Origin of the sequence: Pseudomonas sp. TH08, assembly GCF_016651275.1 — a bacterium.
Taxonomy (GTDB): domain Bacteria; phylum Pseudomonadota; class Gammaproteobacteria; order Pseudomonadales; family Pseudomonadaceae; genus Aquipseudomonas.
The window spans coordinates 483,713-509,825 of record NZ_JAEKEE010000006.1; the positions used below are offsets into that span (position 1 = coordinate 483,713).

Below are 26,113 nucleotides of genomic sequence, written 5' to 3' on the forward strand. Positions count from 1 at the left end.
AATGCTGATTGCCCGCGATGGCGACCTCTTGGTTCCCATCGCGGCAGTTAAAATTGACGTACAAAGGTTAAATATTCAGCTCGTAAAACTTGATTATTTCGGCCAGCGCGAGTTGCGACTCTTCATTTTCCTTTACCAGAATATCTTCCACATCTCGCAATGGAGGAAGAGGATGTAAACGTTCGGCAATTTGCATCGCGGTGTAGTCTTGAACCGTTTTTCCTTCGCCTTTGACCCTTATGAATCCAATAGCGTTTTCGCCTTCAGAAAAATGTCTGGAGACTCGAATCTTGGGAGCCATGCCATAGTCGACCACTATTACAAGATCATCCTGATCGCGATGAAACCTCAATTGTTCAATAGTCAGACCCACTGCAGAAAAATCGATTCCATCAAACCCGCCACCCGTGTTGATGATCAAGTCTCTACCCAGTCCATCATATTGATAGAGATCATGACCTGCGCCACCGGACAGAGTGTCGTCGCCGGGGCCGCCCAATAGAACATCATCGCCGACACTACCGATAAGCACGTCATTCCCCCGCATACCTCTGATTTCACCTGCTCCGCTTAACGAGTCATTACCGTGACTACCCACCAGCGGGAGCGCCTGGCCTTCTCGAATGGATTTGAGATTGACCGCATTCTCAACCAAGAGACCGTTGTGGTAAGTATCCGGAGCAGGGCCGAGCTGACTGGAGCCCAACAGGTCTTTGAGATTGACGCTTGATCCATCCGCAAACTGTATGACTTCAATACCAGAACCCTCAATATCTCCTGCATTGGGCAAAACGATGCGAATCTTCTGAGACCCACCCCATTGAATATCCAATGTTGAATAGAGCATCCTCGCCCGAGGCGGATGGCGATGCGCGCTAGAATGCGGATCGGGTGCCAACTCAATATTTACCGTTTCAATCAACGTAGCGCCCCAACTGAGCTGCAACCTGCCCAGCGTCGCTTCATCAGGAAGAATGACCTGGTCTTTATCGATTGACCCATACTCGTCTTTCCATCCAGCGACACCTACTTCAGGCCGGTGAAAAACAGGCCCCAATACATCCGCCATAATAGTCGTAGCTCCGGCATGCGCCTGCACGATATAAGTATCGGCACCGTTTTCACCGTACAACAGATCATTCCCCGCGCCGCTGACTAAATGATCAGCGCCTTCAGAACCGAGCAGCGTGTCGTTGCCAGCCCCGGCTGACATGAAGGCACCCGGTATCCTGTCATTCATCGAACCATAATCAAGCAGGGAACCTGAATAGGCGACTATCACGTCATCGCCCGCACCACCATGGAAAATATTGCCGACTTCAACATTAACTCGCCCACCGGCATCTTCACCGTGAACGATCTTGTGTTTGATCGTTTTAGTTGTTACATCCCACCGAAACTCCTTGCGGACAGTTTCACCCACCGTGAAGCTTTCAGCGGGATACACGTACCACCCTTCGATTTCGCCTGATTCCTGTCTATCCGCAACTATTGCGTCACCTATTTTGAATGAAAAGCCGCTGGCAGCGCCCGATCGAAAATAACGTGGTTTCAAGGAGGACGGCGGCACTGCGCCCTCTTTTTTTACATCTCGGAAATTGGACCGGGATGTAGAATTTGACTGTCTTTCACTAAATACGGCATTCCCGTCGTTAGTCCCCATCCATTGCGGCGTTGCAGACAAGGTTGCCGTTTCGGTGCTTTCATTGATCAGATCCGAGTAGGTGGTATAACCAGTATCGTTGGTGAATATACGGTTACGAACCCAGACACCCTGGTTATTTAAAGTAAAGCCTGTTGCATGTCTGCTTGCGACCCGCTTTGCATTGAGCTGCGCGAGAAATCTGTCAGCCCAGCCAACCTTATTATCAATGGCATTACTTCGCTCCTCGCCAGGAGCAACGATGCCGGACTCGTCCGGAACATACACCGAATCGTCGTCTGCAATGATGTCTTTGTTCTCTTCTTTGGCCGGCCTCACCTCAGCCACTGGCGGTTCGACGATTTCAACGGCTGACAGCGTTTTTTTCATGACCTCCTGATAGCCGAGAACGCCACCATCGCTAAACGTGAACGTTGAATTCCTCCACTCCTCATGATTTCTGATAAGGATGGCGTCGCCTTCACCATTGGCCAACCGCAATACCCTGCCTACAGAAACATCAATGATGTCCGCTTTTAGACTTTCCGCAGAAAAACCAGCGCCGAACTTGATGATATTGCTGCCGCCAGAATCGGTGATGACATCAAGACCATCACCAGCCCCGAAGTAATAAATATCAGCGCCGTCATGGCCTTCCTGCACGTCGTTACCGGCACCGCCATCAAAAACGTTATCGCCTGAATCGCCGCGAAGGTGATCTACACCGTCCCCACCCAACAACGTGTCGTTGCCACCACCGCCCAGCAAGGTATCGTTGCCTGAACCACCGTCCAGATAATCTGCGCCGTGTTCGGCCTCGGCTGTCTGCTCGTAGTCGCCGGATAAAATGTCATCATCAGCGCCGCCGTAAAGTGTGTCGGCGCCCAAGCCCCCAAAAGGGTATCGTTTCCTTCATCGCCTTGAAGGTAATCATTGTTGATTCCACCTGATTGCAGGTTGGACACATCACCATCCAGCGCGTCAGCTCCTGCTCCACCGATCAGGGTATCGGAGCCACCCATTCCCTGAAGAGTGTCATCGCCCGCTCCACCATCAAGTAAATCATTACCGTGATAACGAACCGGATGCTCAGCATAATCCCCGGCCAGCGCGTCGTTTCCTTCACCTCCGAACAGCAGATCATCCGCCCCGCCGCCCAAAAGTTTGTCGTCTCCCGCACCACCGTCCAGCAGGTCATTTCCAAAAAGTGGGCGGCGTCACCGACTACGCCGCTAAGTACATCGTCATCCCCCTGGAGAGTGTCATTGCCTGAGCCACCATAAATCGCATCGGCTCCACCGTTACCAGCGAGCCAATCATCGCCACTTCCACCGTCCAATACATCGTCGCCATGGTGTTTGCTTTGCAGGCCACCTCCCCAGTCGAGGTTATCTCCCATCATTGTGTCGTTACCGCTTCCTCCGGCCAGCGTGTCATTCCCGCCATCCCCCGAAAGAAGATCATCTTCAGTTCCACCATCAAGCAAGTCCTCGCCCCATCCACCGTTGAGAACATCGCGACCGCCCTGGCCGTAGAGAACATCGTTATCGCCCTCCGTCGAACTATTAATTGAGGCTTTTGAAAAGACGGTTCGGTGACTGGTGACACCGCCGCCTATAAGAACTTCGACGCGTTTGAATCCCCATTTCTGCTCCAGCACGCCGGTCGCTTCATCCCCTGATAAAACGTCATCTCCCGCACCTCCAATCAGCGTATCCCGATCGTTACCGCCCAGAAGCACGTCCTGGGATGCCGTACCGATAAGCAAATCGTGGCCAGCACCGCCATCAAGCCAATCGCCTCGAACTGCTTTCCCTTTAGAGTCGCCAGCGGCCATGGCTTTTTCGAGCGTCGTCTGTTTATCCCCAAACAGACGATCGTTTCCAGCCTTGCCGAATAATCGATCAAAACCGCCAAGTCCGAGAATGACATCGTCCTTAGCAGAGCCGTAAAGCACATCGGCCTTGTTTCTGTGTTTTACGTTGGCCAATAGCAAGGCGTTGCCCAACTCATCGTATGAGAACTGATCCCCCGGAACATGGGGGTCGATATCTTTCGCTTTCCAGTCGCCCTGAAGTACCAGATCGGGAGCAGAGGCCGCATGGCCTTGGTATTCAGGAAGTCGGATGCCTAGCATCCCGGGGCGGAAGTTCTTGATAACGATGAGATCGTTCAGGCCATATTTGATGTTGAGCGTGGGTTCAGTGAGTTCTTCGATGAGGGTCAGGGTGATGGCCTGATCCTCGGTAGACCAGACATCGCTCAAAGGGGCGTGGCGTTTGAGTGAAGGAATCGGCAAACCGTTGATCCATAGCTGCCCATTGGCGTCGACGTCGAAGATCTCATCGATGCCATCACCGCTGGAAAACTCATAGCGGTCGCTGCCTGCGCCACCGATCAAAGAGTCGTTACCCTTTCCTCCGATCAAAACATCATCACCGGCCATTCCGTACAGCGCATCATTGCCGTCGCCTCCGGCAAGCAAGTCGTTGCCGCTTCCACCCTCGATGACATCGTGACCTGCCTGCCCGTTGATCGTGTCATTGCCCGCGCCGCCATACAGATGATCAGTGTTCGCACCGCCCGCGAAAGACCGCGCGCCGTCATCACCGAACATGACCAGCGGATTCAACACACCGGTCGTCATCGGCACCTGTTTGGCTGAAGCAAGATCGGAGTAGGAAAACTTCTGCGGCGAGTGTTCTCCAAGCGAGCCCTGAGTTCGGGCAATCAACCGGGCCAACATCTGCGCACGATCGACGAGCCATTGCGCGGTGATGAAACCTTCGCCGGTCAACGGATCGTAGAGTTCCAATCCGCGTCCGGGGTAACCTTCAGCTCGTTCAATGACGACTTCACTGAGTTGCTTCAGGGAATTGCGCAACGCCAGGCCGATGGGTGTCGACTCGCCAGCCAGTTTTGCCCATGAGTTCGCGTTTCCGTATTCGCCTATTGATTGGGTGACGATGGTTTGGCACTGCTCTGGGGAGAATGCCGAGAAGAATGCGTAAGCGTTGGGGGCGAAGGTTTCATTGGTTGTCGGCGTAGCAGCGGAATCGCCATCGTAGGTGCGCCTGAACATGTCGAAGAATTCGTTCAAGCCATGGCGCAGTATCAGGTCGACCACGACTGAAACCGGCGTGCCTTTCACTACATGCTGAATCAGCGGATTCAGGCTGCCACTGGCGAGCGCGATATTGATCTGCTCTGGCACCACGGAAAGCAGACTTTGCAATGGATTGACGCCGAAATTACTGATCGCCGCTCGCAGGCCGACACTGTAGGAATCGATGGCGAACAGAATATTTTTATAGTCATCAAGCCTTTTGGCTTTTGCTTGAGTCGGCGGGCCGCCATCTTCCCCTTGCGAATCACCAGCGGAGATCAATCTCCAGGTTTCATAGGGCGGCGCTCCACCCAACAGGCTGAACCCGACTGTCCCGGACCAGCCGGCGTTATGGCTCACGGCTGTATCCTTCTCTCCGCAAGCCTCAATAAACAGTGCCCTGCCGATCGCACTGGCATCAATCTCTGCAATCTGGCTGATGGTTGGAACCGTCCACGGTGCCAGTCGACCTGCGAGAGATCCGTCGATCAAGGTATTGATGAAATTGGCGGCGACCTGATTCGATGACAGTTGCATCAGGTCTTCACTGACGATTTTATTCAATCTCAGTTCACCTTGCCGCGAGGTATAACCGCGAATCAGGGCAGAGTAGGCACCGTTTCCACCGTTGGCATCAATGGCCACGGCAAGCCAGAGCCTGGCACTTTTCAGAATTTCTCCCGCTTCTTTATCGACAGCGGCAACCTCAGAGACTCTTCTGCCAACAATATCGAATAGTTTTTGATACAAGGGAGCGCAATCCGTGTCTGCTAATCTGAGCGCAAGATATTCGTTATCTTCAGAATCGAACGCCAGACCTTTGCAAATATTTGCTGTATTTAAAATTTCTGTTTTTTCCAGATCACTAAAAACATAACTCATTGTTACTTCCTTGTAATAACAGAGCGTGAAAAATAATCACTGAGAAACTTAAGCATCTCAGGTGCTTCGCGTAATGACGATAGACCGAGACTTACCCGACCGTGGCCGCCGGCAAAATCAAAACTATGCAACTCCACGGTACAAAAAAGTTCAACCTTCCAAAATCCAGATTTGCCAATTCGGCTCTGCTGAGCTTTGCCAATTTCCTATCAGTCAGTTCTTCCTCAGAAGCTGGGCGAATCAAGCCGTTACAGCTTATCAATCGAGGAGTTCCATCACGCCGCGGCCAGTCAGCAATGACAAACTTTCGAACGGAAGCCTCATTCTTGAAATGCGGCGGAGGTGCATTAAGCCAAAGCTCCAGCCCAGGATAATTTTTCAACTTCACAATCAACTCATCCGGCCAGTTGACGTGCCGATAGCCCCGCTCATGAGGTTCGGTAATTTCTTTTCTGGTATAAAGCCCGGCAGTCACTTTATAAAGACGCCAACTTTCAGGAATGGACTTCAGGCTCTGATCCTGGTACCGGCGGACCCCCGTCCCGGTCCACCAGAAATGGCCCTTGAGAGTATTGGCCAGACACGCTTTTTTATTCGACAATTCCGGCATGCCAACATAAAACTCCGGGACCAGAGTCTTATCCACATAGCTGCCGCCCAGTATGGGCACCTGCTTCATGCTCGCCAGCTTCTTTTGACAGGCCTCCTGATCCGCGTAGTAGATTGCCATTGCCTCGGCGATTTCTTCTTCACGGATATAAAAACCTACTACGCAATAACAGACATAAACAAACAAGCCATACTTCAACAACTTCTTAAACCATTTAACCAATTGCTTACGTGAAATCCGGAGCATTTCAAATCTCCCTGTCAAACTGAGGAGCAGGCTGTTTCTTCAGATAGCCGGACGTCGCGCTTTCAAACACCTCAAAGTATTGTTTCGCGCCGTACTCCACATCAAATTTGCTCGCCGTCAACTTTGCGGCGCTGCGAAGGCAGTCGTACTCATCAACGGAATCAAGAACCTCGGCAATACGTTTGGCGATACCGTGATGATCGAAGAAATTCACCAGCATTCCATTGTGACCATCAACGATCACCTCCCTTACCGGAGGCGTATCCGATGCTACTACCACACACCCAGTCGCCATCGCCTCCAGTAACGACCACGACAAAACAAACGGATACGTCAAATAAACATGAACCTTTGAACACTCCAGAATTGCCCGGTAAGTCTGGTAAGGAAGCTTCCCTGTGAAATGAACGGTGGAATGATCGAAACTTACCTCTGCCTCCATCCTGCTGCGCCAGTTTGCATAGCCAACCGGCTTACACCCGTAACTGACGTCATCACCGCCCACTACGATAATCTGTGCATCGGGACACTTAGCCTGAATATGCGGGATCGCTCGCATAAAACTGTGAAACCCGCGATAAGGCTCAAGATTCCTTGCGACATAAGTAACGATCGGTTGCCCAGCTCTCAGCTCGACGCCATTGGGCAACCTGACGATCCCAACTTTCGCCAGGTAAGCACTTTGAATGACGCCCTCGTGAATAACCCGAATGGCCGACTGATAAGCGGCCGGAAACAGACTGCGCTGCCACCGCGTAGGCGCGATGGCAATGTCACATTGTTCGAGATTCAAAAGATGTAGCGAATTGAGCACTCGCAGCCTTGATGACTCTCTTGTGGCTCGCGGGAATTCAGGGTCGAACCCGGAATCCGCGCCCTGCGCTCGATAGTAATATTCGCAATAGTGAATAAGCGGCGTGTCAGGATAGACATCCTTGACGAAGAGCGTTTCCCCCATCCGGGATGAGCGAGAATCACGTCTGGCCGATAACCCGAATGTTTCAGCCTGCTCAGAATTTCAAAAACCTTCTGTCCATCAATCACCGCTTGTTCGTAACGGGTCAGATAGGGATGAATATCGCCTGGTGCTCTGCTGGCAGCTCGGTATCGATATATTTTCACCTCTGCGATACCCGGCGCCGTATCCCGACCTATCGCCAAAACCTCATAACGCCTGTCAATCGCCGCCAGCACCACATGACGGAACTGGCCCGGAAAGTTTTGGTGAATCACAAGAAGCTTCATAGCGGCATCGTCCTTTTATTCTCCGCTATTGAACTGAGTCTTGCTCACCTCGATCGGCAGGAACAAACGCTAACAAATGCAAGGGAATGAAACTGTAGGAAGCGTCTGGGAATGCCCTAGGAGATGGCTAATGGGACGACTTTTCGACGGGCATAAAAAAGCGGCGCTCAATGCGCCGCTTTCTATTGCGGGTGATTACCAGCGGTTGCCCCGCCCATTGTGGTCGCCACGTCCGCTGTGTCGGTCGTAGTTGCCGCGACCCCGGTGATCGTTGTCCCAACCGCCGCGACGGTGGCCGTCCCAGTTGCCACGATCATTGCCGTGCCAGCGGCGGCTCTCGTAGTAGCGTGGAGCGGGCTGATAGTAGCGCGGCGCCGGTTGGTAATAGCGCGGTTGCTGGTAATAACGCGGTGCTGGCTGGTAGTAGCGCGGCGCCGAGTAGTACGTGCTGCCACCGCTGTAATAATTGCCGCCCGCGTTGTAGTAAGCCGGTGCGGGTGAGGTGTAGACCTCGGAGCTGTAATACGAGTCCGCGTAAGAGTAAGGGGCGCAACCGGCAACGGAAAACATCAACGCAGCAAGCAGTAGGATTCGTCTATACATGGCGGCCTCCTTGGACCGCGGGTGGGCCACACCAGCGACGCTGGCGGGCGTCAGTCGATTATTCGGTGACTGACGAAAAATCAGACAGCGTTTTCGGCATCTGGTGCGTTTCTGCAACAAGTTGAAACAAGTGATTTATGAAACCTTGTTCATCCGCAAAACGTCGTCATTCAGCAACTGATTAATGGTGGCCACCATGATATCCGCCGCCGTGATAACCCCGTCCGTAACCACCTCGATAACCGTAGCCGCCGTAGTAATAGCGGGCGCCGCCGTAGTAACGCGGACCGTAATAACCACCGTAGTAATAAGGCGAGTAATAGCCGGGATAGTAGTAAGTGGCAGGATAGGCGTCGTAGGGGCCGGCGTAGTAGTAACAACCGGACAAACCAAAAACCAGAACTGCACCGAGCAACATCTTCTGTACACGCATGGCGGCCTCCTGAAAGACCCACGGCCGCAACAGGACAGAGCAGCCGACACAGTTTTGACTGATACGGATCAATCAAGTGCCCGGTTCGATGCGGCTTCAGATCAGTGGTGTTGAAACCCTGGAAATCCCACAGGTTGATGTCCGATACCGGAGCGACCATTCGCGCCGCGCATGGAGCAGTTATTTCCGCGCAGTGCCACTAGAATGCTTGCCATCGGGCCACTGCCAACGGAACTGCCATGCCGCTTCGTTCTCCGCTGTATTCCCAACGCTCACTGGTACTGACGCTGGTCGCCCTGCTCGGTGCCGGTTTTCTCGCCACCTCACTGCTCAGTTACTACGCTTCGCGCGCGTCGATTCGCGACAACATCGTCAACACCGAACTGCCACTGACTTCCGACACGGTCTATTCGGAAATCCAGAAAGACCTGATCAGACCGATCCTGATTTCCTCGATGATGTCCCGCGACACCTTCATGCGCGACTGGGTAGTGAACGGTGAGCAGAATCCCGAGCAGATGACCCGCTACCTCGACGAGGTCATGACCCATTACGGTGCCTACACCGCGTTCTTCGTTTCCAACAGCACCCTCACCTACTACCACGCCAAAGGCGTGCTCAAGCAGGTCAGAGTCGATGAGCCACGGGATGCCTGGTACTTCCGCGTGCGCGACATGAAAGACCCGTACGAGATCAACGTCGACCCGGATCTGGCCAACAAGGACAACCTGACCTTCTTCATCAACTACAAGGTCTACGACTACCACAATCGCTTTATCGGCGCGGCCGGCGTCGGTCTGACCGTAGATGCGGTGATCAAGCTGATCGACAAGTATCAACAGCGTTATCAACGCAGCGTGTACTTCGTCGACACCTTCGGCCGACTGGTGTTGACCGGTGTCGAGGGCGGGCCTGAAGGCGCGCATATCGGCCAAAGTCTCGGTGAACTCGAGAGCATGAAAAGCCTGGTCAGTCAGTTGCCGAAACCACACAGCGGCAGCTACGAATACTCCGCCCATGGCCAGGGGCATTTTCTCAACGTGCGGTTTATTCCGGAGTTGAACTGGTACCTGTTCGTCGATAAACGCGAGGACGGCGCGCTGAGTGAAATCCGCCAGTCGCTCTATCTCAATCTGTTGATTTGCCTGTTGGTGACGTTGATTGTGTTGGCGTTGCTCAACCGCGTGATCAAACGGTTTCAATCGAAGATCCAGGCCCAGGCTACCCTCGACAGCCTCACCGAATTGCCGAACCGCAGAGGCTTCGATCTGCTCGCCGCGCAAGCCCTGCACGAAGCGCAGCGTGAGACCAAACCACTGACCGCGCTGCTGCTGGATCTCGATCACTTCAAGGCATTGAACGACACCTACGGGCACATGGCCGGCGATCAGGTGCTGATCGGTTTTGCCCGCGACCTGCAAAGTTGCCTACGCCATGCCGACATCGTTTGCCGCTGGGGCGGTGAGGAATTCATTGTTTTGCTCAAGGACACCGACGGCGACACCGGTCAGAAAATTGCCGAGAAGATCCGCCAGCACGTAGAACAGCACGAATATGCCTACAACGGCTACAGCCTGAATCTGACCGTTAGCATCGGCGCCACCACCCTGCAACGCGATGACACCTTGCACAGCCTGCTGTCGCGGGCCGATCATGCGGCGTACCGGGCCAGACAAACCGGCCGCAATCGCACCTGCGTGGAAATGCCTCACTCGACCTATGCCTGAATTCGACGTTACACCCGACCTTTGCCCGGCCTGCGGCGCCCGCAACGATTGCACCCTGGCCGACCCACGCACCGCCGATCGCGAATGCTGGTGCTACGCCGTGACTATTGATCCGGCCGTGCTCGAAGCCTTGCCGGCGGAACTGCGCAGCAAATCCTGCCTGTGCCCGCGCTGCGCGCAAGTCGAGGCGCAACTGCAAGCGGCCAAACGCGTGATCCCGTAAGATGCGCGCCCCTTCACCCGCCGAAGTCTGAACATGCGCGTCGACCGTTTTCTCAGCAACCTGCCCCGCTACAACCGTCAGCAGGTTCGCCTGTTGCTGGTGGAAAAGCGCGTGCGGATTGACGGAAAAGTCGTCAGCGATCCGCACAGCGATGTCCTCGAGTTCAGCCGTGTCGAAGTCGATGACGAGGTGCTGCAACCCGGCAAACCGGCCCGCTACTTCATGCTGCACAAGCCGCCCGGCTGCGTCAGCGCCACCCGCGACCCGCAGCATCCGACCGTGCTCGACCTGATCGACGAACCCGACAAGGACGACTTGCATATCGCCGGACGCCTGGACTTCAACACCACCGGGTTGATGCTGATCACCAACGATGGCACGTGGTCGCGACACCTGACCCAACCGCAAACCAAACTGCCAAAGGTCTATTACGTCGAAACCGAGCAGGAGATTGGCGCGCAATATGCGATCACCTTTGCCCAAGGGATTTACTTCGCCTTCGAGAACCTGACCACGCAACCGGCGCAGCTGGAGTTGCTCGGCCCACGGTCGGCGCGCCTGAGCATCGTCGAGGGTCGCTACCATCAGGTGAAGCGCATGTTTGGCCACTTCAACAACAAAGTGCTGCGCCTGCACCGCGAATCCATGGGCCCGTTGCGGCTGGATAACGCGCTAAAACCGGGCGAGTACCGCGCTTTACGCACCGATGAGATTCATTTGTTCTAAGCCAGCGACCGCTCAGCAGAAGTTGTCGAACAATTTACCAACGGCACTTGCGCGATCCTGATCCCCCTGCTTGAATCAGGACGTCGGCCAAATTGTGACCGATGAGTCACACCATACCTCTAAGAAACTTTTTGCCGGTCGTCAGCCCTCTGGGTTGCGCCTCAGCCGGCAGACTGCCCGCCAATAACAATACCCGTCGACCTGCCGTAACGGATCGACATGGGCCAAGCAAATTCCAGGCGTATGCCTACCTGTCACAAAGCTCGTGCAATCTCTATTTGCGCGCATACCCGCTTGCTTGCCAGGAGTCTTATGACATGAGGCCAGAAATCGCTGTGCTGGATATACAGGGTCAGTATCGGGTTTACACGGAGTTCTATCGCGCAGACGCCGCAGAAAAGACCATCATTCTGGTCAACGGCTCGATGGCCACGACTGCGTCGTTTGCACAGACTGTGAAAAACCTGCACCCGCAATTCAACGTGGTTTGCTATGACCAGCCCTATGCGGGCCGTTCAAAAGCGCACAACCGCCACGAAAAGCCGCTGACCAAGGAGGTCGAAGGGCAGATTCTGCTCGAGTTGATCGACCACTTCGCCGCCGAGCACGTGCTGTCGTTCTCCTGGGGCGGCGCCGCGACACTGGTCGCCCTCGCCCACCAGCCTCGACGCATTGAAAGGGCCGTGATCAGCTCGTTCTCGCCGGTGATCAACGCACACATGCTCGATTACCTCGAACGCGGCGTCGACTACCTCGGCCAACGCGACGGCGACCGCGTCGGCCACTTGGTCAACAACACCATCGGCAAACATCTGCCATCACTGTTCAAGCGCTTCAACTATCGCCACGTCAGCAGCCTGGCCGAGCACGAATACGGGCAGATGCATTTCCACATCAGCGATGTGCTGCACAGCGATCGCCAGTGCTATTTGAACGCAGCGAAGAAGATCAACGTGCCGGTGCTGTTTCTAAACGGCGAATGGGACGAGTACACCGCTGCCGAAGATGCGCGCCTGTTCGGCAATCATGTGGCGCAGAGCACGTTTACCACTCTGCAAGCCACCGGGCACTTTCTCGACATGGAGCACAAGGCTGCCTGCCGTGACAGTCAGAATGCCTTGCTCGGGTTTCTGAAACCGGCGCCGCAGACCAGCCGAACGCGTTACTCGTTTGTTCAGGATCAACATGCATTGGCCATTTGAAAGAGTGTCGTCGCGAGCTAGTCTGCGGGGTTGAGATTTTGCTTTACGCACCGCAGCGCTCGCCCGCGACTGACCGTTTTCAGTGATTTAAAGCGTTCATGAGTAAAAGAAAAACTTCAAATCCGTGGCCGAGTCTGGTACAAAGTCAGCCGCTCTGAGCGGGTATAGTTTAATGGTAGAACAGTAGCTTCCCAAGCTTCCGACGAGGGTTCGATTCCCTCTACCCGCTCCACTCAAATATCGGTCTAACGTTGCGCTTTTCGACGGGAGATCAGGAACAGAAAAAACCGGCCTAACAGGGCCGGTTTTTTTGTGGCCGGAAAAAGATCCATGACTGGTATTCGAAGCTACGCAAAACGCCGCAACACACTCTCCGTTCCCTCGACACCTCCCTATCTAGACTGCTTTAGGCCACTGAACTGAATACGCCCTCTACCGCTCGGTAGTTATAGTGTTGATCACAGAAAATCAGTAGGTATAGCACCCACCAATCACACCACAAGGAGGTGTTGTGAATAGCCGTTTTTTAATCGGCCAACTCGTTGCGGACGGTTGGTATTTAGTGCGTGTCAGAGGCAGCCATCATCACTCGACCAAACCTGGACTGATTACGGTACCGCATCCGAAGAAAGATCTGCTGAAGAAAACGGCCATCAGTATTTTGCAGCAGGCGCTGCTTTGACGCTCTCAGTCGACGGCACCCTGGAGGAACGAACATGCTCTACCCGATTGCGATTTCAATAGGTGATGAGGAACACGCCTGGGGCGTGGAAGTACCGGATATTCCCGGCTGCTTTTCGGCGGGCGATGATCTGGATGATGCCGTTGCCATGGCCCGCGAAGCCATCGAGGGGCATTTCGAGATTCTGGCCGAAGACGGTGCACCGATACCGCCTGCCAGCAAACTCGGCGTGCACGTGACCAATCCGAAGTATGCGGGTTGTGCATGGGCAGTAGTGGATATTGATGTCGTGAAGTATTTGGGCAAGGCCCAGAAACTCAACATCACACTGCCGGGGCATTTGCTCAATCGCATTGATGAATATGTGTTGCATCACCCGGAGGAGAAAAGTCGTTCCGGGTTTCTGGCTTCGGCGGCGTTGAAGGTTTTACAGCAAGGTTGACGTTTCCTGAGCATCAGATTTATGGCGAGGGTGCTAGCTCCCTCGCCATAGGTTTTCAAAGAACCGGCGAATCTTCCAACATTACAGTTCCCCAACACTCCACCGGTTCCCACGTTCCCCCCATACCCGCTAGCATTTCCCCATCGACCACCACCCTCCCCCTGCGCGGCCATCGACGAATACGCGCCTTCACTTTCGAGGGATTCCAATCGCGGCCACTGCGCCGCTGACGACCGAAATCAAAAGAGCATTTCACCATGACGCAAAACATCTACGACGATCCCGAATTTTTCCAGGGCTACAGCCAGATGAACCGCTCTATCGGCGGCCTTGATGCCGCGCCGGAATGGCCGGCGCTCAAGGCGCTGCTGCCGTCACTGCACGGTTTGCAAGTGGTCGATCTGGGCTGCGGTTATGGCTGGTTCAGCCGCTGGGCCAGCGAGAACGGCGCCGCCGACGTGCTGGGCCTGGATGTCTCGCAGAAGATGCTGGAACGGGCACGCAATACCACTTCCGCAGCGAACATCCGCTACGAGCGTGCCGACCTTGAACAACTCGATCTGCCCGCTTGCCATTTCGACCTGGCCTACAGCTCCCTGGCGCTGCACTACATAAAGGATCTGCCAGGGCTGTTTGCACATCTGTACGCGGCGTTGAAACCGGGCGCGCACTTTGTCTTTTCCATCGAACACCCGATCTTCATGGCGCCGCGCAACCCCGGTTGGCTGATCGACAGCGAAGGCCATAAACGCTGGCCGCTCGACAGCTATCAGAGGGAAGGCGAGCGGGTAACCAACTGGTTGGCCGAGGGCGTGATCAAACAGCACCGCACGCTCGGCACACTGCTGAACACGTTGATTGGCGCAGGTTTCACGATTCGTCACGTCAACGAATGGGGGCCGAGCGATGCCGACGTGGCGGCGCAACCGGCGCTGGCCGAGGAACGTGAACGGCCGATGATGTTGCTGGTTTCAGTGCAGCGCTGAGGGCAAACCTTTCAACCGGCCAGCCCGGGTTTTAGAGTGATAATGCGCGGGCGATTGAATCGCCCGCTTTCCATTGGACAGCAGAACATCCAGCGCACCCACACGTGCGTCGAGGCAGTACCCACACTCAAGGAAGCACGATGCAGATTACTCAGGGACAACGACTGCCACTGTCAAACATTCTCCAGGGACAATCGCTCACACTCGCGATGCAAATTCAGTCCAGCGATGTCATCGACTTCGTCTGCTTCGGCGTCGACGCCCAAGGCAAGCTGTCTGACGACCGCTACATGGTGTTCTTCAATCAACCGACCACGCCGTGTGCCAGCGTCAGGATCGAAGACCAAGGCCGCTTTCAGATCAACCTCGCGCTGACTGGACTGCCCTTCGAGAAACCAGATCACTATTGTTACCCTTCCTTATAGATGCGCCGAAAGCCGAAACATTTTCTGAGAGCGTCCGTCTCACATCCGCCATTGGGTGCGGACAGTACCGTCTTCCGCTGCAAACTCAAGAGGAACATTCAGCAATGGAACTGGCGCTCTCGGAACGCCATGAGCACTTCCCGGGTTTATTGTCGAGTCGCAACAATGAACAACCGCGGGAATGGCAACAGCACCGAACCATCTGCCAATGGCGGATAGGCTTTTTCGACCTGGGCCAGATACTGCTGCAGAAATTCAGTCCGTTCGGCTTCGCTCAGCGGATCGAGAAAGGGGATCAAGCCACTGCCCTTGAACCACTCCACCACCCCTGCCGCCCCGCCAGATAACTGATGGTGATACGTCGTACGCCACACATCGACTCGCGCGCAGTGCGGTCGCAGCATGGAAAAATATTCGCCGGGACTTGCCATGTCGGTGCGCTGACCGGCGGCGCCCGCCAGCTTGCCGGCCCACGGGCCATTGGCAGCGACTTCGCGCATCAGACGATGGGATGGTTCGTTGAGGTTGTCCGGCATCTGGATCGCCAGACTGCCACCGGGCGATAACTTGCCTGCCAGCGCCGGTAATAAGGCCGCGTGATCCGGCACCCACTGCAACACAGCGTTGGCGAAGATCACATCGAACGGGCCTTGGTTGGCCCATTGATCAATTTCGGCGACATCAAACTGCAATTTCGGCAGGCGCTTGCGCGCGGCGGCGATCATGTCCGCCGAACTGTCGAGCCCGCTGACGTTGGCCTGGGCAAAACGCTGCACCAGTAGCTCCGTGGAATTACCGGGCCCGCAACCGATATCCACGACTGATCGCACCTCCGCCGATGGAATGGCGGCCAGCAGATCGCGCGCGGGACGCGTGCGTTCATCTTCAAATGCAACGTATTGCCGGGCGGACCAACTCATTGCGCTCTCCTGTCAGGGAACCTTGCAGCGGTTGATCACAATACAGGCTGGATCACGATCTGCTCCAGAGCGACTCATTTCAAAGCATGTCTGCGTACGCTGTTTTTTATCGCCAATTGGCAGGATTGACGCCTTTTCTCGACCGCCCGTCGAGCCGATTAAAAGCGATTTTGACAGCAAACCAATCCTGCCTATAGTCATGTGGCGGCAGTCGGAAGGAACCCGACTCTTACGTTTTCGTGCAGGGAGCACGGCCTCCTCATACCTCGTGACCGGTGGGTTCCCCCCAGTAGTGTGCTCGCAGAAGCCATACGGCAAGCAAGCGTCGTCGTGCCTGGATTACAGCCCGACGCTCACTATGAAAAAGGAGCGTTACCATGTCTCGAGTTACGGATATTCTGGTCTCCATCGACACCGAAACCATTTTGAAAAAATATCCAAACATCAGCAAAGATCCAAAGAATCCCACGCTGATCGACTGGCATCATGTGTACATGGTCACCAACCAGGACAACGTCGTCAGTGGCCAGGCTGGTGGCGAACTGGATCTGAAGGCTCAGGTTGGCGACCTGATCCGCTGGCGCGAAACCAGTCTGTCGCAGAGCTTCGAGCAGGCCGTGATTTTCTACAAGTTCATCGGTAATGCCGGTGCCGACCTGATCTCACCACCGTCGCCACGCAAGGCTACCGCCTGTGTTGCAGTGCCCAACCGCGAAAACCCATCCGTACCCAGTTGCCAGAAAGTCGATAACCATTACTGGTCATCGGAGACCCTGGACTGCGGCCGCGTGACCTATCACTTCCACTTCCTGATCGTCGATCGCAACTGTCAGATCATCGGCTGCTGCTCGTGGGATCCGTTCATCTCCATCCATAACTGATGATGTTTCGGGCCCCTCGGCGACGAGGGGCTCACCGATCCGTTGCCGCCCCGGCCGGAACAGGATGTCTTGCCTTGACCGTAGCGGCTGCTGTCTTGTGCCAACATCATGAAAGGAATCCATGATGACTTCCGAACCGATCCCGTCACCCTCTACCGCCGTCAACAACGCGCATAACGTGTTGCTGATCTTCGATGCTGAATCAGTACTCGCAAGCAATCCCGACCCGAGCCAGGATGCCGCCAATCCGACACGCATCACTGATGGCCTGGTCTTTTTCATCACGGGTAACAACTCAAAGAAAAATGTTACAAATGACAGCAAATTAACATTACCTGTCGAAATTGGCCGCGACCTGCACTTTCGTGGCCGGAGCGTCAGCCTGATCGCTGAACACAGCGTAGTGATCTACAGCATGACCGTCGGTAACAGCGCCGTACTGACCGATCCGCTGCTTGAGGTTCACCCTGGCGTCACCGTCCCCGCCCCGGACCCCAGCCACCCGACAACCCCGGGCAGCCACAAGGCTGACGATCATTACTGGGCCTGCACCACAAAGGCGTCCGGCACAGCCAAGTGCGTGCTGAACTTCATGCTGGTCGATCAGCAATGTGAGACCGCGGGATATTTTCAGTGGCAGGTTGCAATCGAACTCACGCCTCAAGGCTGATCATGACCCAACCGGTCGCAAGGCCGGTCTGGCGTAGACAGCTGCGATAAGAAACAGAATTTTCCTGATGCCGTCAGTGTCTGAATTTCAGACGCCCCCAATAAGGAATACGGCTATGAAATTCGCGAAGATTTCCCAGAAGCTCGCTTTATGGGCCGGTAGCCCGAAGACGTTCATGGGGGCGTTGATCCTGATCGGGTTGTGGGGGTTGAGCGGGCCGATTTTTCATTTCAATGACACTTGGCAACTGATCATCAATACCTCAACGACCATCATCACTTTTCTGATGGTGTTCCTGATCCAGAACACGCAGAACCGCGACACCGACATCCTGCATCTGAAGATCGATGAACTGCTGCTGGTGACCAAAGAGGCACAGAACGCGATGCTGGGGCTGGAGGCGCTGGATCTCAAGCAACTAGAGGCGCTACGCAGGCATTACCGCTCGTTGGGCGAGGGAGAGGTTTTCAACCTTGAGGGGCTGGGTGAGAAGAGCAAGCCGAAACAGGATTTGAATGAGTGCTAGTCATAGGGTCATTGGTGGCGAGGGAGCTTGCTTGCGCTGGGCTGCGTAGCAAACCCGTTTCTTTAAAAGAACGGGGCCGCTCCGCGCCCCAGCGGGAGCAAGCTCCCTCTCCACAGGTTTTTTGTAAGGCTTAGATTAGCGGCTGGCCTGTAAGGCCCGGGCCATTTGCAGGTGGTTCTGCAGTTTCGGCAGGGTTTCGTCGGCGAAGGCTTTGATCTCCGGGACGTCGGTAGTCTGTGCTTCCTGTTCGATCTGCTGGATCGCCTCTTCAGTGGCTTTGACCTGACTGGCGGCGTAGGCCTGATCAAAAGTCGCGCCGTCCTTCACTTCCGGTATCAGCTCTTTGGCCTTATCGGCCATTTCTTCACGGGGGGCGACTGGCAAATCGAGCTTTTTGGCGATCTTCGCCAAATGCTGGTTGGCCGTGGTGCGGTCGTTGATGACGACAATGGTGAAGTCCTTGACCTCTTTCGATTCGGTCTTACCGTGCGCCAGGCGGCTGGCTTCGATATCGGCCATACCTTTGGCCGAAGCATCATTGATGAACTCGGCAGGCGACTGGGCAAAGGCGCTGCTTGCACACAGGCCCAACAGCGATGCAAAACTGGCGTTGCGTATACGGGTGGCCATCCGGCTCATGGTCGCGCCCTCCTTCTTGCTAAATTCAAGCGGGAGCTCACGCCCCCGCCACTCAATCAAAACAACCTTCACCGACTACTTCGATTTCTGAGCGGGCTTGCGGCCCATATCTGTTTTCGCAGGCTCTTTATCAACCGTCGTGGTGGTCGTTTTCCCACCTTTGCGACCGGCTTCAGAGGCCTTCGTTCGATCGTTGGCGAAGTTTCCCGAGTTCGAGTTTCTTGAGTTAGGCATGATTCTCTACCTCTTGGTAATGATCGTAGCGAGCAGGTGCCCGCCTAGATTAAGAATTTTCTGCTGGATAAAGGTTTAGAAAAATTGCCTACGATGCGACGAACGGCGAGCAACTGTTCAGTCACTGAGGGCGTGATGGTTCAAACGCTTGGCGGCGTACATCGCTTGATCGGCATGTCGGAACAATTGCTTTTCCTCGCTGCCGTGCTCTGGATAGCGGGCGACACCGATACTCGGCTCGATGTGCAGATTGTGGCCATCCAGACGCATCGGTTGCACCAGCACGTGCCGGATCTTCAGCGCCACACTGTCGGCATCTTCCGCGGCCTGGACACTGTGCAGCAGCACGACAAACTCATCGCCGCCGATTCGCGCGACCGTATCGGTTTCACGTACGCAGCCTTTGAGGCGATTGGCCACGGTTTGCAGCAGCATATCGCCCACCGCGTGCCCAAAAGTGTCGTTGACCTGCTTGAAGCGATCCAGATCGACATACAGCAACGCCATGTGCCCCGACTGCTCACGGGCGCCAGCCAACGCGACTTTCAGGCGATCGCGCAGCAATTCGCGATTAGGCAGTTGTGTCAGTTGATCGTATTGCGCCATGTGCCGCAGGCGGGCGTGCAGTTGTTGACGCTCAATGGCCGTTGCGACCTGCGCGCAGACGTATTGCAACAACTCCTTGTCCTGTTCGGTGTAGCGCTCGCCGCCGGGCAGGCTTTTGACGATCAATGCGCCGATGGTGCCGTTTTTCGAATTCAGCGGCACGCCGAGCCAGCACGGCGAATCCTGCCCGGCCACCAGCGCAGCGAAATCCGGCGAAGAATCCGGGCGGTCAGGCGTCAGCAGAATCGGCTGACCGCTTCGAATCACTTCCGCACACAGGCGTCCGGTGACGGTACCGGGCTGCTCGGGCTGCAGTTCTTGATCATCGACGTGATAAGGAAAGCTCATTTGCGCGCAGTGCTCGTCGTACAGCGCCACGGAAAAATTAAGTGCCGGCAGCCATTCACCGATGATCAAGTGAATGCGCTTGAACAGCGCCAGCAAATCCTCCGCCACATGGGCGGCTTCGGAGATCGCATACAGCGCAGCCTGGCGTGACTCAGCCTGTTTGCGCTCGGTGATATCGCGGGCCACGGCGATGCGCAATTGATCGACTTCCGACCAGCGCGCCGACCACAGAATGTGCGCGACACTGCCGTCCTTGCGCAGGTAACGGTTTTCAAAGTTGTGTTTCGGCTCGCCGCCCATGATCTCGCTGGCGGCCGCTAGCGTACGCTGGCGATCAGCCGGGTGCACCAGTCCGATCATCGGCCGACCGATCAATTCGTCTGGCGTGTAGCCGAAAATGCGCTCGCAGGCGGCGCTGACAAAAACGAAGCGCCCCTGTTTGTCGACCGCACACACGGCGTCCAGCAACAGATCGATATAACTCGCCAACGGCGTAGAGTTTCGGCTTTCCATGGTTCAGCGTGGGTGTCCGGGCAATGCAGCACTGATCAAACATCCCTGACCTGTCGTTCATGCATCCCTGCACACAACATCAAGCCTTGTTCGGCATCAGCCCCGGCAGCGCATGCACCAGCGCGTTGATGGCGAAACCGATGAACATCACCCCGCACAGGCGGGTGATCAGCAGTTCGTGACGCTGATACAACGTGCGCACGCGCTGAGCGCCGACCACGCCAATCAGAATAGCGTAGGCGAGCAGTCCGCCGAAGAAGCTCAAGGCGATCAGCGCTGGCAGCATCGACCAGTTGAGCAGTTCGGCACGACTCGACAGCAGCGCGGTGAAGGTGGCCACCGCCACCGGGTAAGCCTTGGGATTGGTCAAACCGAACAGAATGCCGTGCCAGAACGGCTGGCGCGCCGCGCCTTGCGGTTCATCGCCATTGCGGCGCTGGGCACGCACCGCACGCCAGCCGAGCCAGAACAGGTACAGGCCGCTGAGCACCCCGAGCACATCAAACGCAGTGCTGCCGATTTCCCGGGCGCCGACAATCGCGATCAGCGCAGTACTGCACCAGACCACATCGCCCAATAGATGCCCGCAAAGGAAACCTGCCCCGGCCCGCCGGCCATGCGCCGCACCAATGCCGAATACCGCCAGCACACCCGGCCCGGGCGTGATGCCATAAATGAAACCCGAGGCCAGAACGGCCATTAACAACGATGGAGTCATGGAAAACCTGCAAGCGCCGGAACACGTGGTGGCCAGTCTATATCAGCCGATTGCGCCTGATCACTGCTCGTCGTAAAAACGCATGCCGGCATACGGTTTTTGCCGACACGCCGCCAGCCGTGAGGCCAGACCACCGACGTGCGCCTCAAGCTTGTGGCCATCGGGATCGAGAAAATAGAACGACGCACCTTCGCTGCGGTTGTCGCGCCATTCCTGAACGTTCGACGCTTTTAACTTCTGCACGAAATTCGGGAAGTCCTTGGCATTCAAGCTGAACGCATAATGGGTGTAGTCGGCGTTCGGCCCGGCCTTGCGCTGGGGATCAAGCGACAGACACAGCCACAAACCCGGCAGCGACAGATAGGCGCCGGCGTCCCACGTCGCTTCGACGCGCAGCTGCAGCACATCGCGATAAAACGCCAGGCTGCGCTGCAGATCACTGACCGCCAGGGTCAGGTGGTTGAGGCCTGTAAGCATCGTGTCAGTAACCTCTGAAGTCCTCGGGAACGATGTATTGCTGGCCATCGTAGGTCAGGGTGACCTGGGTTTTCTTCAGGTCGGTGGTTTTCGAAACGCACTGACTTCCCGACTTGGTGTTTTTCATTTTGCTGCCGCTGGTGGTGATGAGCAAATCGGCAAAACCGTGGTGACTCGACGTGCCGATGTCGACAGTCCTGCGCAGCGTCTTCGTGTATCCGTCGCAGTCGCTCATGAATTCACCGTGGTTTTTGAACACCACCAGGCCTTCCAGCACCGGCCGCAGCGCATCGCCCTCGCGGACATACAGCGTCAGATCGGTTTTCTCATAGGGAATGGCGCTGGAACTGTGGCCGAACATTGAACGCACGCCGAAAGCCCGTACGTTCGGCGCCAATCGATAGCGCGCGGTGTCGATGCGCAGGTCATCCAGGCGAATGGCGTCGGAGTTGAACGCGCCCGGCTTATGGTATGTGGCAATAGGTTTTGCGTTGCTGGCATTGACCACCGACAAGTCCAGATCGAACACCCCGGCATCGTCACCGCCGACATCGGCGAGGTAAGTCGATTTGACCGCGATCGCCTGATTCTGGAACGCCGGCCAGACTTTGCAGCGTGACAGGGATTTGCCGTCGAAGTCTTTGGTCTGGCAGGCGGCCTGGGCTTGAGGGATGAGCGCCAGGAAACTGAGGGTAATAAGGAGCCTGGTGGGCGTGAGCATTGTTCTTCCTTGATAAAAGTCGAGTGTGGCGGGCCGGTTACAGACTCTGGAAATCGCTAGGCAAAACGTAAGATTTGCCGTCATAGCGCAGAGTGGTCATCTCGGGTTTGTAATTGATTGTCTTGATTTCACAGGTCTCCGGTGGCCCTTCGCCGGTGAGCCCGGTGGTGACCGATTTGAGGATCAGGTCGGCGAATCCGTGAGAGCTGGTTTTACCTATTTCAATCGTGCGAACCGTAGTCCCGCGATCGCCCGCACAGTTGCCATCCCACTCGCCACTGAAGCGGTAAACCACTAACCGATCCAGCACCGGACGCAATCTGTCGCCCTCTTTCACATAGAGCGAGAGTACGGTTTCATTCAACGGATTGACGCTTGAAGAGCCTTTGAAAATCGCCCGCACACCAAAAGCACGCAGCGTCGGCGTGAGCTTGTAGCGCGCAGTGTCGAGTTCCACACTCTCCAGAGCGATGGCATCAGTGGGGAATGCAGAGGATTGATGCCAGGTGGCGAGCGAGGTCGAATCGCTTGCTGACAACACCGCTAAATTCAAATCGTAGGAACCGATCCTTCCGCCACCGCCATATACCGGGTCCGCTACAAACTTCGATACCGCCGTGATAGTCAGAGGCGGATCGACTGGCCAATCCTTGCACACCGATAAATCCTGCTGCCCGGCTAAGGTGGCCGGCGTGCAATCGGCAAACGCCTGCCCCGCCATCAACCCGCCACACAGCACCACACACCTGATCCAGCCAGACTTCACTGTCACTCCCCACTCCTTGAAAACATTTCAGCCGCGCACTATCCCCTCCTCTATCTTCCGGTTCAACCAGTTCAACGCCTGATCCCCTCCCCGACGCTTATGCCACGCCAGCACAAACGTGAACGGCACAATATCGAATGGCGGCGGCACCACGATCAATTCCCGCTGATCAATGTCGCGCACGCTGCGCGATGACACCGTCAAAATCAGATCCGTACCACTGATCAACTGGGGCGCGACGTTCCAGTGCGGCAGACTGATTGCGACGCGGCGACGTTCACGCAAAGACGTCAGCGCGCGTTCGATTTCCGGGGTGCCGCTGCCGCGCATTTCCAGCAAGACGTGGGGACGCGACAGGTAGGTGGGCAGGTCGAGATGACCGTTTTCGGGCAACGTCTGACGATCCAGCAGGCACACGTAGCGCTCTTCGAACAACAGCGTGCTGCGCAATTCGTTGGGGATGTCCGGGAAGACGCCGGCCGCGACATCGATATCGCCATTGAGCACACCTTCCAGCATGCCTTCACGGCTGGCATGGCTGATCTGCAGGTCGATGCCGGGGGCTTCATGGCGCAGGGTGCGGATCAGCGAAGGCAGAATGATTGCCGCGCCATAATCCGACATTGCCACACGAAAAGTCCGACGCGCGCTGGTCGGATCGAAGGTGTTCGGCGCCAACAGCGATTGCACCTGCGCCAACGCTTCGGCCAGTGGTGCGATCAGCTCCAGCGCCCGCGCGGTCGGCACCAGGTTTGCGCCTGCACGCACCAACAGTGGATCACCGAGCAAATCACGCAATCGCGCCAGCGCATGGCTGACCGCCGGTTGGCTGAGGTGCAGGCGCTCGGCAGCGCGGGTAACGTGCTGCTCGCTGAGCAAGGCGTCGAGGATCACCAGCAGGTTGAGGTCGATACGGCGCAGATCATTCATTTGATGCATGTTCTGGATGACAAAACGGAATTTAAATCTGCGCGACGAATACTCTAGAGTCCAGCAAAACCTGTTGGAGAGTGAACATGAGTACGTTGCAGTGGGTCGGCTTGTTGGCGCTGGCCGCGTTTGCCGGAGCGGTGGTGCCGTTTCAGAGTGCGATCAACAGTAATCTGGCACGCGGATTGGGGCATCCGTTGTGGGCGACTCTGGTGTCGTTGCTGGTGAGTGTGCTGGTTTTGTTGCCGGTGATTCTGGCGTTGCGATTGCCGTTGCCGTCAGGGGCTTTTATCAGCAAGGCGCCGTTGTGGATGTGGGCCGGTGGTGCGTTTGGCGTGTGTTTTGTGGCGCTGGCGGTGGTGTTGCTGCCCAAACTCGGAGCTTCTGGGTTTATCGCCTTGGCACTGGCCGGGCAGGTGCTGGCTTCTATGATGCTGGATCACTTCGGTTTGTTCGGGTTGGTAGAGAAACAGCTGACCTTGCCACGGGTGTTTGGGGCGCTGTTGTTGATTGCGGGGGTGGGGTTGATTCAGTTTGGCGGGGTGTTTGAGAGGAATGTGGCGGTTGTCGGGTGATGTTCGTACTCGATGGATTTGCAGTGTCTGCAAGTCAGTCTTCGCGAGCAGGCTCGCTCCTACAGTGGTATGCATTTCTTCAGTTGAAATGCGTTCACAGGTGGGAGCGAGCCTGCTCGCGAAGAGGCCGGCCCGGTCAGCCGAAATCCTTCAGGATGCTTCAGATCAAAACGCGTTGCGAAAAATCTCCTCGATCTGCCGTTGATCCGCCGCACGCGGGTTAGTCAGACCACAGGCATCTTTCAGCGCATTGGTGGCGAGCACCGGGATGTCAGTGAGCTTGGCGCCGAGTTCACGCAAGCCGCCGGGAATTTCAACGTCCCGGGCCAGGCAACGGATGGCGTTGATCGCCGCCTGGGCGCCCTCCTCCGGGCTGAAGCCACGAATGTCCGCGCCCATCGCGTGCGCAACATCGGTCAGACGATCCGCACAGACCAGCGCGTTGAACGTCTGCACATGCGGCAGTAGCACCGCGTTGCAGACTCCGTGTGGCAGGTCGTAGAAACCGCCCAATTGGTGCGCCATCGCATGGACATAACCGAGCGAGGCATTGTTGAAGGCCATGCCGGCGAGAAACTGTGCGTAGGCCATGTTCTCCCGCGCAGCGAGGTCACTACCGTCACGCACGGCCAGACGCAGATTGTTGCTGATCAGGGTCATGGCCTTCAGCGCGCAGGCGTCGGTGATCGGGTTCGCAGCGGTCGAAACGTAGGCCTCGATCGCATGGGTCAGGGCGTCCATGCCGGTGGCGGCAGTCAGGCCTTTGGGCATGGCGACCATCAATGCCGGGTCGTTGACCGACAGCAGCGGCGTGACATTGCGGTCGACGATGGCCATTTTCACGTGGCGCGATTCGTCGGTAATGATGCAGAAGCGGGTCATCTCGCTGGCGGTGCCCGCCGTGGTGTTGATGGCGATCAGCGGCAGTTGCGGTTTGCTCGATTGATCGACGCCTTCGTAATCGCGAATTTCACCGCCGTTGGTCGCACACAGGGCAATGCCCTTGGCGCAGTCGTGGGGCGAACCGCCGCCTAGCGAGACGACGAAATCGCAGCGACTTTCCTTGAGCAAGCCCAGCCCCGACTCGACGTTGGCGATGCTCGGGTTGGGTTTGGCGCCGTCGAAAATCACCGAATCGATGTCCTGCATCGCCAGTTTTTCGGCGAGCATCGTGGCCACGCCGGCCTTGGCCAGCCCTGCGTCGGTAACGATCAGCGCCTTGCGAAAACCGTAGTTACGAATGGCGACCATGGCTTCGTCGAGGCATCCATTGCCCATGATGTTTACCGCTGGAATGAAGAAGGTGCTGCTCATCGGAGTCTCCTGACAGGGGCCGAATCGACTGCTCCGATTCGGCGGCTACCCACAGGATCGACCGATCGGTCACAACCGATGTTGATCTGGCTCAA

25 protein-coding genes, 1 tRNA gene and 3 pseudogenes are annotated in these 26,113 nt (G+C 56.2%); 13 read left to right on the forward strand and 16 right to left on the reverse strand.

The window, feature by feature from the left end; translation table 11 throughout:
- Positions 1-67: 67 nt before the first annotated feature.
- From JFT91_RS30350 to JFT91_RS28525, 6 genes and pseudogenes are all read right to left on the reverse strand, one after another.
- A pseudogene (locus tag JFT91_RS30350) lies at positions 68-5,630 on the reverse strand (calcium-binding protein).
- 91 nt (positions 5,631-5,721) lie between these two features.
- Positions 5,722-6,486 carry a hypothetical protein gene (locus JFT91_RS28510; protein ID WP_242489382.1) on the reverse strand — a complete coding sequence of 255 codons (765 nt, stop codon included), beginning with the start codon at positions 6,484-6,486 and terminating at the stop codon, positions 5,722-5,724.
- 1 nt (position 6,487) lies between these two features.
- A complete protein-coding gene (locus JFT91_RS28515; RefSeq protein WP_518524906.1) occupies positions 6,488-7,135 on the reverse strand; it encodes a glycosyltransferase in 648 nt (215 codons plus the stop codon).
- Positions 7,136-7,234: 99 nt separating this feature from the next.
- Positions 7,235-7,731: pseudogene (locus JFT91_RS30355) on the reverse strand (glycosyltransferase family protein); the annotation flags it as partial.
- A 195-nt stretch (positions 7,732-7,926) separates the two neighbouring features.
- Positions 7,927-8,334: a hypothetical protein gene (locus JFT91_RS28520; protein WP_201201455.1), complete on the reverse strand. Its 408-nt coding sequence runs from the start codon at positions 8,332-8,334 to the stop codon at positions 7,927-7,929.
- Between the two features lie 181 nt (positions 8,335-8,515).
- Positions 8,516-8,767, reverse strand: a complete 252-nt coding sequence (locus JFT91_RS28525; protein ID WP_201201453.1) for a hypothetical protein — start codon at positions 8,765-8,767, stop codon at positions 8,516-8,518.
- Positions 8,768-9,006: 239 nt separating this feature from the next.
- Between JFT91_RS28525 and JFT91_RS28530 the strand changes: the two genes are divergently transcribed.
- From JFT91_RS28530 to JFT91_RS28570, 9 genes and pseudogenes are all read left to right on the forward strand, one after another.
- Entirely contained in the window at positions 9,007-10,494 is a 1,488-nt protein-coding gene (locus tag JFT91_RS28530) for a sensor domain-containing diguanylate cyclase (protein ID WP_201234560.1), read from the forward strand.
- A complete protein-coding gene (locus tag JFT91_RS28535; protein ID WP_201234561.1) occupies positions 10,487-10,717 on the forward strand; it encodes a cysteine-rich CWC family protein in 231 nt (76 codons plus the stop codon). Before JFT91_RS28530 ends, JFT91_RS28535 begins: the two co-directional genes overlap by 8 nt.
- Before the next feature lie 33 nt (positions 10,718-10,750).
- A complete protein-coding gene (locus JFT91_RS28540) occupies positions 10,751-11,443 on the forward strand; it encodes a pseudouridine synthase (RefSeq protein WP_201234562.1) in 693 nt (230 codons plus the stop codon).
- A gap of 317 nt (positions 11,444-11,760) precedes the next feature.
- Positions 11,761-12,645: an alpha/beta fold hydrolase gene (locus JFT91_RS28545; protein WP_201149734.1), complete on the forward strand. Its 885-nt coding sequence runs from the start codon at positions 11,761-11,763 to the stop codon at positions 12,643-12,645.
- A 158-nt stretch (positions 12,646-12,803) separates the two neighbouring features.
- A tRNA-Gly gene (locus JFT91_RS28550) sits at positions 12,804-12,877 on the forward strand.
- Positions 12,878-13,156: 279 nt separating this feature from the next.
- Positions 13,157-13,327, forward strand: coding sequence for a type II toxin-antitoxin system HicA family toxin (locus JFT91_RS28555; protein WP_201234564.1), 171 nt, complete (start codon positions 13,157-13,159; stop codon positions 13,325-13,327).
- Positions 13,328-13,361: 34 nt separating this feature from the next.
- Positions 13,362-13,769 carry a type II toxin-antitoxin system HicB family antitoxin gene (locus tag JFT91_RS28560; protein ID WP_201234566.1) on the forward strand — a complete coding sequence of 136 codons (408 nt, stop codon included), beginning with the start codon at positions 13,362-13,364 and terminating at the stop codon, positions 13,767-13,769.
- A gap of 257 nt (positions 13,770-14,026) precedes the next feature.
- Positions 14,027-14,755 carry a class I SAM-dependent methyltransferase gene (locus JFT91_RS28565; protein WP_201201447.1) on the forward strand — a complete coding sequence of 243 codons (729 nt, stop codon included), beginning with the start codon at positions 14,027-14,029 and terminating at the stop codon, positions 14,753-14,755.
- 140 nt (positions 14,756-14,895) lie between these two features.
- Positions 14,896-15,141 (forward strand): annotated as a pseudogene (locus JFT91_RS28570) (TerD family protein); the annotation flags it as partial.
- Between the two features lie 185 nt (positions 15,142-15,326).
- On the opposite strand, the gene tam reads toward JFT91_RS28570, so the two are convergent.
- A complete protein-coding gene (tam, locus tag JFT91_RS28575) occupies positions 15,327-16,100 on the reverse strand; it encodes a trans-aconitate 2-methyltransferase (protein WP_201234568.1) in 774 nt (257 codons plus the stop codon).
- Between the two features lie 377 nt (positions 16,101-16,477).
- On the opposite strand from tam, the gene JFT91_RS28580 reads away from it, so the two are divergent.
- From JFT91_RS28580 to JFT91_RS28590, 3 genes are all read left to right on the forward strand, one after another.
- Positions 16,478-16,981, forward strand: a complete 504-nt coding sequence (locus JFT91_RS28580; RefSeq protein WP_008076892.1) for an inclusion body family protein — start codon at positions 16,478-16,480, stop codon at positions 16,979-16,981.
- Positions 16,982-17,105: 124 nt separating this feature from the next.
- On the forward strand, positions 17,106-17,651 hold the full coding sequence (locus tag JFT91_RS28585; protein ID WP_201234570.1) for an AidA/PixA family protein: 546 nt from the start codon (positions 17,106-17,108) through the stop codon (positions 17,649-17,651).
- Positions 17,652-17,766: 115 nt separating this feature from the next.
- The gene (locus tag JFT91_RS28590) at positions 17,767-18,177 is read left to right on the forward strand and encodes a low affinity iron permease family protein (RefSeq protein WP_201201422.1); all 411 of its coding nucleotides are present in this window, start codon (positions 17,767-17,769) and stop codon (positions 18,175-18,177) included.
- 135 nt (positions 18,178-18,312) lie between these two features.
- Here the strand turns inward: JFT91_RS28590 and JFT91_RS28595 are convergent, their stop codons facing one another.
- The 8 genes from JFT91_RS28595 to JFT91_RS28630 form a co-directional block, all read right to left on the reverse strand.
- Complete coding sequence (locus JFT91_RS28595) at positions 18,313-18,816, reverse strand: DUF4142 domain-containing protein (RefSeq protein ID WP_201234572.1); 504 nt, start codon at positions 18,814-18,816, stop codon at positions 18,313-18,315.
- Positions 18,817-18,891: 75 nt separating this feature from the next.
- A complete protein-coding gene (locus JFT91_RS28600) occupies positions 18,892-19,050 on the reverse strand; it encodes a KGG domain-containing protein (RefSeq protein ID WP_081500477.1) in 159 nt (52 codons plus the stop codon).
- Between the two features lie 117 nt (positions 19,051-19,167).
- Positions 19,168-20,517 carry a sensor domain-containing protein gene (locus JFT91_RS28605; RefSeq protein WP_201234580.1) on the reverse strand — a complete coding sequence of 450 codons (1,350 nt, stop codon included), beginning with the start codon at positions 20,515-20,517 and terminating at the stop codon, positions 19,168-19,170.
- Between the two features lie 79 nt (positions 20,518-20,596).
- The gene (locus JFT91_RS28610) at positions 20,597-21,235 is read right to left on the reverse strand and encodes a LysE family translocator (protein ID WP_201234582.1); all 639 of its coding nucleotides are present in this window, start codon (positions 21,233-21,235) and stop codon (positions 20,597-20,599) included.
- 60 nt (positions 21,236-21,295) lie between these two features.
- Entirely contained in the window at positions 21,296-21,712 is a 417-nt protein-coding gene (fos, locus tag JFT91_RS28615; RefSeq protein ID WP_201234584.1) for a fosfomycin resistance glutathione transferase, read from the reverse strand.
- A gap of 4 nt (positions 21,713-21,716) precedes the next feature.
- The gene (locus JFT91_RS28620; protein WP_201201409.1) at positions 21,717-22,433 is read right to left on the reverse strand and encodes a PA3715 family protein; all 717 of its coding nucleotides are present in this window, start codon (positions 22,431-22,433) and stop codon (positions 21,717-21,719) included.
- Positions 22,434-22,470: 37 nt separating this feature from the next.
- Positions 22,471-23,205 carry a PA3715 family protein gene (locus tag JFT91_RS28625; protein WP_201234586.1) on the reverse strand — a complete coding sequence of 245 codons (735 nt, stop codon included), beginning with the start codon at positions 23,203-23,205 and terminating at the stop codon, positions 22,471-22,473.
- 21 nt (positions 23,206-23,226) lie between these two features.
- Positions 23,227-24,138 (reverse strand): LysR substrate-binding domain-containing protein, encoded by a 912-nt coding sequence (locus JFT91_RS28630; RefSeq protein WP_201234588.1) that lies wholly within the window; start codon positions 24,136-24,138, stop codon positions 23,227-23,229.
- Positions 24,139-24,215: 77 nt separating this feature from the next.
- On the opposite strand from JFT91_RS28630, the gene JFT91_RS28635 reads away from it, so the two are divergent.
- A complete protein-coding gene (locus JFT91_RS28635; RefSeq protein ID WP_201234590.1) occupies positions 24,216-24,704 on the forward strand; it encodes a DMT family transporter in 489 nt (162 codons plus the stop codon).
- Positions 24,705-24,869: 165 nt separating this feature from the next.
- On the opposite strand, the gene yiaY is transcribed toward JFT91_RS28635, so the two are convergent.
- Positions 24,870-26,018, reverse strand: coding sequence for an L-threonine dehydrogenase (yiaY, locus tag JFT91_RS28640; protein WP_201227618.1), 1,149 nt, complete (start codon positions 26,016-26,018; stop codon positions 24,870-24,872).
- Between the last annotated feature and the right edge of the window lie 95 nt (positions 26,019-26,113).